We start from the raw sequence: 9,555 nt of genomic DNA, 5'->3' as shown, positions 1-9,555 counted from the left end.
CCTTGGAAGCCACGGCTTCGGGATCAAGCGATCCCGCCTTTTTAGCCAGTTTGGGCGCGGCAATGCAGACCCGCCACAGATGCATCCAGGCAAAGGCAATATCCCCTGTGATCTCCAGGAAGGGATGGGCAAAGGCATAGGCGTTAAGGGCCATTTCAGACCTTGCCCTTGCACCGATCTCATAGGCAAGGGCTTCATACCGGTCCAGGGCAAGTTCCATCTTTTCGGCAAGCACTGTGATGCCTTCAATCTCTTTGGCCTCATTTACGGTTTTTCTGATCTGACTCAGGAAATAGGCAAAACTTTGGCCCTTGTTCATAGAGAGCTTGCGGCCCAGAAGATCCATGGCCTGGATGCCGTTGGTGCCTTCGTAAATCATGAAGATTCTGGAATCGCGCATGAGCTGCTCTGCCGGAAATTCCTTGCAGTATCCGTATCCGCCGTAAACCTGGACACCGTGGGAACAGACTTCAAGGGCCTTATCCGTGATATAGCCTTTGACAATGGGGGTGAGCACCTCGATCAACGCTGCGGTATTCGCCTTTAATGCCTGATCATCCGTGGTGTGAACAATGTCCTCGCATTTGGCATAATAATAGTGCAGGGAGCGCATGCCTTCGGTGTATACCTTCATGTTTAACAGCTGGCGTTTGACATCCGGGTGGTTGATGATGGTGACGTTTTTGGCGTTGGCATCCTTGCCCGCTGTCAGATGCCGGCCCTGGACCCTGGTTCTGGCATAATCAAGGGCGTTCATATAAGCGGCTGAGGCCACGGCAAAGCCCTGGATACCCACAAAGGCCCGGGCTTCGTTCATCATTTTAAACATTTCCGGCATACCCTTGTTTTCTTCGCCGAGAAGGGTGCCGATACAAGGTCCTTTGTCTCCCAAAGACAGGGTGCAGGTGGCATTGCCGTGAATCCCCATCTTTTCTTCAAGACCCGTACACACCACATTGTTGAATTCCCCCGGGGAGCCGTCTTCATTCACCAGGTATTTGGGTACCAGAAACAAGGAGATTCCCCGGGTACCGGCAGGTGCACCCTCAATACGGGCAAGGACCGGATGGATGATGTTCTCGCAAAGATCGTGTTCGCCTGCAGAGATAAAAATCTTTGTGCCCTGGATGGTGTAGGTGCCGTCATGGTTCAGGGTGGCTGAGGTGGTCAGTGCCCCCACGTCGGAACCGGCCTCGGGTTCTGTCAGAAGCATGGTGCCGCCCCATTGGCCTGCAAACATTTTTTTCATGTACAGTTTTTTCTGGGTCTCATCACCAAAGGCTTCCACCAGCTTGGCTGCGCCGTGGGTCATGCCGTAATAGAGCATAAAGGCGGAGTTGGCGCCCACCATATATTCCAGGGCTGCACACCCCACGGTTTTGGGCATGCCCTGGCCGCCCACGTCCGGATCATCGCACATGGCCAGCCATTCTCCTTCGCAGAACAGCTTCCAGGCCCGCTTAAAGGATTCCGGCGTGGTTACTTTACCGTTCTCAAGGGTACATCCGATCTCATCCCCGTCCTTGAATGTGGGCAGGATCTCCTTAATCGCAAGAGTCCTTGCCTCCGAGACAATCAGGTCAATGGTCTTTTTATTGAATTCTTCAAATAATTCATGATCAACCGTTCCGATTTGTTCATGCAATACAAAGTCTACGTCGCGTCTGTCTGCGATTGGCTGTGCCATATTATTATTCCCTTCTTAAATATTCATGGTTGATATGGCATGTGTTGCGCCCAACAACATACCCATTGACGAAAAGCATGGTATATGTAGTATAAAAAATTTGATATTTCCAAAACTTTTTGAAAATAGTTCATATAAATTTCCAAAGACGTTTTCTTATCCTGGTATTTATTCATGTAAGAAGGTTTAAATATGGTTATTTATCTGTTAAGAAAGGAATGATTTTGTCCTGGTTTCATCTGAATTTAAGATGTTGGTTCTATAATTCTATAAAATGATGGTCTAACTGATGGATATAAAAGACGCATGCGGATAAAATGTTGGGGATCCAGGGGGTCAGTCAGCGTATCCGGACAACAATATATAAGGTTCGGCGGCGATACCACCTGTTTTGAGATCCAGGCGGATTCCGGCGAAATTGTCATCATTGACGCGGGTACCGGTATCCGCAGACTTGGAAAGCGTCTGGTCCAAAGAAAAATTAAGACATGCTATCTGCTTTTGACCCATACCCACTGGGATCACATCATTGGTCTGCCCTTTTTTTACCCCCTGCTTTATGCGGACACAACGGTCCGCATCCAGGACCGTACCTTTGGCGGCCTGACCACAAGCCAGATCATTGACAGGGTTCTGTGCCTGCCTTTTTTCCCCGTGGGGTTAAAGGATTACAACGCCGACATCCGGTTTGATTCATCCTTGAACAACCGTTTTTCCATCGGCAGCCTGGATATTGAAACGATTCCCACGTCCCATTCCCGCGACAGCATGGGATACCGGTTTATAGAAAATGGGAAAAGATTTGTGTTTCTTACGGACAATGAACTGGGATATATCCATTCCCAGGGCAGAGGCGTTGAAGAATACATTGAGTTCTCAAAGGATGCGGATGTACTGTTCCATGACGCCGAGTACACGGATGATGAATACCCGGATAAAACCGGGTGGGGGCACTCCTGCCTGTCCGATGTTCTGGATTTAAGCGCCCGGGCCGCAGTGGGTCAGCTCGGCCTGATCCATATCAACCAGGACAGAACCGATGACCAGGTGGATGCCATGGTTGGACAGTGCCGGCGGTTTTTCAATGATCATCATCTTTCCACCTCCTGTTATGCCGTTTCTGCGGATTTTGAAATCTTTTTATAGCCCTGATGTGAAACCGGGCGACAGGTTCTGTTTTTAATTATGTCACGCACCTTATTAATTTTTTTACGTTTTTTTGCTTCACCCCTGCAGCGGTTTTCCCCAAAAACCTGGGAGGCTGTCAAGAATTTTTCCCACCCCCGGGTGGTGACCATGCTCTTTTTCGGGTTCAGCGCAGGACTTCCTATTCTGCTGATTTTTTCCTCCCTGTCCCTTTGGCTTCGGGAGGCAGGTATCCAGCGTTCGGCGGTCACCTTTTTTTCCTGGGCTGCCCTGGGATATTCCTTTAAATTTATCTGGGCCCCTTTGGTGGATCAGATGCCCATTCCCGTGATGACCCGGTGTCTTGGGCGGCGCAGGGCCTGGATACTCCTGGCCCAGATCTGCATTGCGGCAGCCATTTTTGCCATGTCCATGATTGATCCGGCAAAGGCAGAGACCTCTTTATCTTTGATGGCCCTGGCAGCCGTGGCATTAGGCTTTTCTTCGGCCACCCAGGACATTGCCATTGATGCCTTTCGTATTGAATCGGCAGGCGAAGAGCTTCAGGCCCTGATGGCTTCGGTGTATATTGCCGGATACCGGATCGGGATGCTGGCTGCCGGGGCCGGTACCCTGTTTCTGGCCCAGATTAAGGGCTCGTCCCCGGGTGCCTATGACTACACGGCCTGGCGCATGGCCTACCAGATCATGGCTGGGCTGATGGCCACTGGTATGATCACGGTGCTTGTGATTAAAGAACCTGAGATAACGGTCAAACAGGCAAATCGCGGCCGGACCACGGATCATGCCCGGTTTTTTGTTCTTTTTTTAGTGTCTGCCGCTGCTTTTGTGGGGTGGTTTTATTTTTCATCCGGGATAGTATCAACGTTTAAGGACCAGGCGATTTCTGTCGTGAAAAACCCCTCTGCCGCCGGATTTATAATTGAAACCGCACGGCTTGCCGCGGGCCTTTGTGCAGCGCTTCTGGCCGCAAGAGTGATGGTGGTCCTGAAGGTGGCAGATATGGAAATGATCCGGTCTGCCTATGTCGAACCTGTATCGGATTTTTTTTCCCGGTACGGCGCAGGCCTGGCCTGGCTGCTTCTTGCACTTATCGGCCTGTACCGGATTTCGGACATTGTTCTAGGTGTTATTTCCAATGTCTTTTACCAGGACATGGGATTTTCAAAAATCCATATCGCGAGCATCGTAAAAACATTCGGACTGTTCATGACCATTGCCGGGGGTTTTCTGGGGGGCACCCTGTCCATTCAGTTCGGGGTGATGCGAATTCTTTTTGCAGGGGCATTGCTGTCAGCGGCTACAAACCTTTTGTTTGTTCTCTTAGCCTGGACCGGTCCGGCCCTGCCTATGCTCTACCTTGTAATTTCAGCGGACAACCTGGCCGGCGGCCTGGCCGGCGCCGCATTTGTGGCCTTTTTGTCCAGCCTGACCAATGTCCGGTTCACCGCCATTCAATACGCTGTATTTTCGTCATTAATGACCCTTGTACCCAAGGTGTTTTCCGGATATTCCGGGACCATGGTGGACCAACTGGGATACCCTGTATTTTTCACCGTGACTGCGGTGATGGGTATCCCGGTTCTTATTTTAATCCTGATCTGCAGGGCTCGATTGCAACTCAAGGAAACAAAAAGTCAGATCATCCCTTAAGGCAGGGTTTGCGTGCTGCAGCCACTTCGTCCAGCCGTGTCACCTTGGGAAGATGAGGGGCTGATTTCAATAATTCCGGGGTCGAAGCTGCCTCTTTAACAATGGCTTTTACCGCCGCGATGAACTGGTCCAGGTCATCTTTGGATTCGGTTTCCGTGGGCTCCACCATAAAGGCTGCATCCACCACCAGGGGAAAATATACTGTGGGGGGATGAAATCCGTAATCCAGAAGACGCTTGGCCATATCCATGGTGCTGATATGGTGCCCCTGGACGTTTTTGTCGGTAAACACACATTCATGCATGCAAGGCCGGTCATAGGGCAGGTCCAGGGTGGTTTTAAGGCTTTCCTTGATGTAGTTGGCATTGAGTACGGCAAGCTGGGACGCACGCTTCAAGCCGTCGCTGCCCATGGACAGAATATAGGCAAAGGCCCTGACCATGACGCCGAAATGACCGTAAAAGGTATGCATCCGACCGATGGTGTCCGGGCAATTTGTAATAAAGGAATAGGTATCGTTTTCCTTTTGAATCCGTGGCACAGGAAGGAAGTCAATCAGATGTGGGGCCACGGCCACCGGTCCGGCACCGGGTCCGCCACCGCCATGGGGGGTGGAAAAGGTCTTGTGAAGATTTAAATGGAGCACATCAATGCCAAGTTCGCCGGGCTTGATGATCCCCATGACGGCATTCATGTTGGCACCGTCTCCGTAGACAAGACCGCCCTTGGCATGGACAATGTCACAGATCTCCTTGATGTTTTCCTCAAACAGACCCAGGGTGTTGGGGTTGGTGATCATGATGCCGGCGGTATCTTCGTCCATGGCCGCGGCAATGGTCCGGGGTTCCAGTATCCCTTTGGGACCTGATTTGATATTCACGGACTGATACCCGCAAAGGGTTGCCGACGCGGGATTGGTGCCGTGGGCCGTGTCCGGGATCAGGATTTTTGAACGCTGCTTTCCCTGTTTGGCGTGCCAGGCATGGATCATGAGCATGCCGGTGAGTTCCCCATGGGCCCCGGCAGCCGGCTGCAACGTGACGGCGGGAAATCCCGTGATCTCCCCGAGCAGCTTCTCCAACTCATACATCAGTTTTAAAGCCCCCTGGGAAAATTCATTCCCGGCCAGGGGATGGGCTGAGGAAAATCCTTTACGGGCGGCCTGAACCTCATTGGTTTTGGGATTGTATTTCATGGTGCAGGACCCCAGGGGATACATGCCTGAATCTATACAAAAGTTCCATTGGGACAGGCGGGTAAAATGCCGGACAACATCCAGTTCGGACAATTGCGGAAGTTTTGGAGCATCACCGGTGAGTTCCGGATCAAGATCAGCTCTTGGCACATCGCTTCCGGGGATGGAGATGCCGCATCTGCCTTCCCGGCTTTTTTCCCACAGTTCAGGTTCGTTAAATATAAGGCCGCTTGTGCCTGGCTGTGTCATGATTTCACCTCCTTTGCCAAAAGGTCCATGGCCGGTCCGGACACGGTCTCCGTGGCACAGAAAAGATAGTGGTCTGCCATGTCCGGGTAATGGGGTTCAAGGGGAACCCCTGCAAATATATTGTGCTTTTGGGCCAGTTCCCTTCGTTTGTCCGCAAATCCGGCCGGGGCTTTAAGAACAAATTCATTGAAAAAGGCTCCGTTATAAACTGACTCAAATCCGGCACCCACCAGTATGTTTTTCAGGTAAACAGCCTTGTCATGATTGAGCAGGGCAATTTCCCTGATCCCGTTTTTTCCTGCTGCGGCCATATAGATGGCTGCGGTCATGGCGTTGAGTCCGTTATTGGAGCAGATATTGGAAGAGGCTTTTTCCCTGCGGATATGCTGCTCCCTGGTGGCAAGGGTCAGTACATACCCCCTGCGACCGTTAGAATCGGTGGTTTTTCCCACAAACCGGCCGGGAAGATTTCTCATCATTTTCTGTGTACCGGCCAAAAGCCCAAGTCCGGGACCGCCAAAGTTTTTGGCCATGCCAAGGCTCTGGCCTTCCCCGGCCACAAGATCGGCGCCCAAACATCCCGGATTTTTCAGCAGACCATATGCCAAGGCCTCGGTAAATGAGGTAATGAATACACAATTTTTTTCATCGGCACAGGCTTTGAAATGGCCGAGATCTTCGATGTTTCCCAAAAAGTTAGGGGACTGAACCGCCACCCCTGCAATGCCATCCATGGCTTTAAAGGCTTCCGCATCTGTCAGGCCGTTTTTGTCTGCCGGTATGTCAACCATTTCATATCCGGATGGATGAAGATAGGTTTTCATGATCTGGCGATGGGAGGGATGAATAAGACTGGACACGGCAATTTTATTTGCTTTTTTTGATTTGTGAAGGGCGATCAGTGCGCATTCTGCCAGGGCAGTGCCGCCATCGTAATGGGATGCTGTGGCAATATCCATACCTAAAAGCGCTGTAACCATGGTTTGAAATTCATAGATCCCCTGCAGGGTGCCCTGGCTTACCTCGGGCTGGTAAGGGGTGTAGGCCGTCATAAATTCGGATCTGGAAATCAGGTAGGGCACAATGGCAGGAATATGGTGGTCGTAGGAACCGGCGCCCATCAGGCATGTATATGGTCTGCATGCCGCATTTTGTGAGGAAAGCGCCTCCATGGTTGCATTCAAATCCCACTCGCTTAAGGCGTCCGGCAGGTTCAAGCCGGTCTTTGTTCTCGCAGAATCGGGAATGGTTTCAAACAGCTGATCCAGACCGGCGTGGCCGGTTACAGCCAGCATCTGGTCGATGTCCTGTCTGGTATGCGGCAGATAACGCATGGCATTTATCCTTTCAGCATTTCTAAATATGCGGCCCGGTCTTTAAGGCTGTCCATTTGGGACAGATCGGCTGGTTTAATTTTGACAAGCCAGCCCTTGTCGTAGCAGTCGGTGTTGACAAGCTCCGGGGCATCTTCAAGTTCTGAATTCACCCCAACGATTTCACCTGCAATGGGCAGAAAAATTTCAGATACCGCTTTAACGGACTCCACACTGCCGAATTCGTCTCCCTGGCCAAAGGTGTCACCGATTTCGGGCATTTCCACAAAAACAATTTCACCAAGCTGGTCCTGGGCATAGTCAGAAATTCCCACACTGACCAGGTCGCCTTTGATCTTTGCCCATTCATGGTCATCGGTGTACTTAACGTCTGATGGGAAATTAAGCTCTTCTATTGCTTTCATAATCGTATCCTTTTTTATTCTATTGGAAGTTTTTGATTGCAAGCCTCGCTGTCCTGTCCGGCCGAATATCGGCAACAAGACGGACCCCGATTTTGCGTTTACCTTCGGCAAGGGTCAGCCGGGTACCCATGTCAAGGGGCTGGTTGACCATGACAAATCCGCAGGCAAGCCCCTTAATTTTGACATCCGGAGGCAGGTTTGGCGTATTGATGCTGACGATTCTGTCTTCATGCCAAAAGATCCCCATGTCTGTCGCGCAGGTCAGCACTCTTCCGATATCTTGGCCTTGTGCGGTAAGAACCCGGCTGGCATGGCCTGGTCCCACCTTTCTTAAAGAGTCACCGGCAAAGGCGTAGGTAAAGGATGGCTGTTCCAGATTTATTAGACTTTCGGCCCCTAAAAATGTCTTGGTAAACTGCCGGGTACCTGCCTTAAAGGGCAGGGCAAACTCCCAGGGGTGGTTGATAAAGGGAAAATTCCCGATGTCCTGGTGGGACAGGGGCAGGCATGCACCGGCCCTCAGGGAATCCCGGGCACCCAGGCCGCATGGCATCAGGCCATAGGGGGCGCCTGCGTCCAAAAGATCACACCACAGCTTTTCAACCTTATCGGGTGAAATGAAAATTTCAAAACCAAATTCACCTGTGTACCCGCTCCTTGACACAATGACAGGGGTACCGTCCATAAGCTTTACCCCATTGGGGGCGTCAGGGTCCAGATCGCCCTTGAAGGAGAAATAGGGCATTTTGCCAAAAATGTCTTCTTTGTCCCTGATCAGGCCTGACACGATTTTCAAGGCATTCTTCCCCTGGACATCCAGTTTGGCAAGCTGTTCTGATAAATTTATTATTTCTATAGATTTGCCGCCACTGTGCAAGGTCAGATGCCTGGTGACCATTGCCCCCATACCTGCATTCACACAAACCATGAAGCGCAACTCAGAAAATTTATACACAATGGCATCATCAATGCAATATCCCTGATCATCTAAAAACGCGCCGTAAACACACCTGCCTGACAACAGGTCCCGGGTCTGTCTTGTGAAGCAGAAATCAAGCAGGGCAGGGGCGTCTTTTCCCTGTACCCGGATACAGTCCATATGGGATGTGTCAAACATACCCGCGGATTTAAGTACGGCAATATGCTCATTTTTAACCCCTGAGTCATACCATAGCGGCATGTCAAATCCGCCGAAATCAGCCATATTGGCTCCGGCATTTCTGTGCCATTCATTTAATGGTGTTTTTTTTAGATTATCGGTCATGGCAGTGCCCCTTTTCTATGGTATATTTTAAAAAATGTACGGCACCTTCAGGTTGTATGATTTATAAACCACAAAGGTTTCAACGGAATCTATGCCGTGAATTTTTGAAATTTCATCGGTGTAAAATTCAAGCAGATCAAATCCTTCTTTGAACAGAACCTGCACCATAAGATCATATCGGCCTGTGACCACGGACACGGAAATGACGCCTTTCAGGCGGCTGATCTCCTCTCCTTTTTCCACCAGATTTGTCTCGGACAGCTTAATGCCCACAATTACACTTCTATGGCCCGGCAGCATGGCCGGGTCCACAAGTCCGCAGAACTCAAGCACGCCTTCTTCCTGAAGCTTGAGAACCCTGGCTCTTACCGTATTTTCAGTAACGCCCAGCTTGTCGGCTATTTTTTTGAAGGGTTTTTTACCGTCTTTGAGTTCTCGGATGATACTGATATTGGTGTCATCAATTTTCATTTTTCTCTTTTTATTGCGTATGTTATTTTACCACGAAGAATACGAAGTTCACAAAGATATCAGCATACTATACTTCGTGTTTTTCGTGACCTTCGGGGGTTTAATCTGAACGTATTTTAACTTTATGATATTGAAGGTGCAGAGTCAAATAT

8 protein-coding genes are annotated in these 9,555 nt (G+C 50.4%); 2 read left to right on the top strand and 6 right to left on the bottom strand.

Annotated elements, in window-relative coordinates:
* On the bottom strand, positions 1-1,687 hold a 1,687-nt coding region (locus AB7U36_RS11995; protein ID WP_428160009.1), incomplete at its 3' end, for an acyl-CoA dehydrogenase.
* A gap of 306 nt (positions 1,688-1,993) precedes the next feature.
* On the opposite strand from AB7U36_RS11995, the gene AB7U36_RS11990 reads away from it, so the two are divergent.
* Both AB7U36_RS11990 and AB7U36_RS11985 read left to right on the top strand, forming a co-directional pair.
* Positions 1,994-2,833, top strand: coding sequence for an MBL fold metallo-hydrolase (locus AB7U36_RS11990; protein WP_428160008.1), 840 nt, complete (start codon positions 1,994-1,996; stop codon positions 2,831-2,833).
* Positions 2,834-2,872: 39 nt separating this feature from the next.
* Positions 2,873-4,486, top strand: a complete 1,614-nt coding sequence (locus AB7U36_RS11985) for an AmpG family muropeptide MFS transporter (RefSeq protein WP_428160007.1) — start codon at positions 2,873-2,875, stop codon at positions 4,484-4,486.
* Here the strand turns inward: AB7U36_RS11985 and gcvPB are convergent.
* The 5 genes from gcvPB to AB7U36_RS11960 are packed head-to-tail and all read right to left on the bottom strand — an operon-like array spanning position 4,476 to position 9,403.
* Entirely contained in the window at positions 4,476-5,930 is a 1,455-nt protein-coding gene (gene gcvPB / locus AB7U36_RS11980; RefSeq protein ID WP_428160006.1) for an aminomethyl-transferring glycine dehydrogenase subunit GcvPB, read from the bottom strand. The genes AB7U36_RS11985 and gcvPB overlap by 11 nt on opposite strands.
* Positions 5,927-7,264, bottom strand: a complete 1,338-nt coding sequence (gene gcvPA, locus AB7U36_RS11975; RefSeq protein ID WP_428160005.1) for an aminomethyl-transferring glycine dehydrogenase subunit GcvPA — start codon at positions 7,262-7,264, stop codon at positions 5,927-5,929. Before gcvPA ends, gcvPB begins: the two co-directional genes overlap by 4 nt.
* Positions 7,265-7,269: 5 nt before the next feature.
* Positions 7,270-7,668, bottom strand: coding sequence for a glycine cleavage system protein GcvH (gcvH, locus tag AB7U36_RS11970; RefSeq protein WP_428160004.1), 399 nt, complete (start codon positions 7,666-7,668; stop codon positions 7,270-7,272).
* Positions 7,669-7,687: 19 nt separating this feature from the next.
* Positions 7,688-8,932, bottom strand: coding sequence for an aminomethyltransferase family protein (locus AB7U36_RS11965; RefSeq protein WP_428160003.1), 1,245 nt, complete (start codon positions 8,930-8,932; stop codon positions 7,688-7,690).
* Between the two features lie 27 nt (positions 8,933-8,959).
* Complete coding sequence (locus tag AB7U36_RS11960) at positions 8,960-9,403, bottom strand: Lrp/AsnC family transcriptional regulator (RefSeq protein ID WP_035242561.1); 444 nt, start codon at positions 9,401-9,403, stop codon at positions 8,960-8,962.
* Positions 9,404-9,555: the final 152 nt, after the last annotated feature.

The sequence above is a fragment of the Desulfobacter sp. genome (assembly GCF_050177295.1).
Note: the sequence above shows the minus strand (reverse complement) of the source record. Positions and strands in the feature narration are given on the sequence as shown.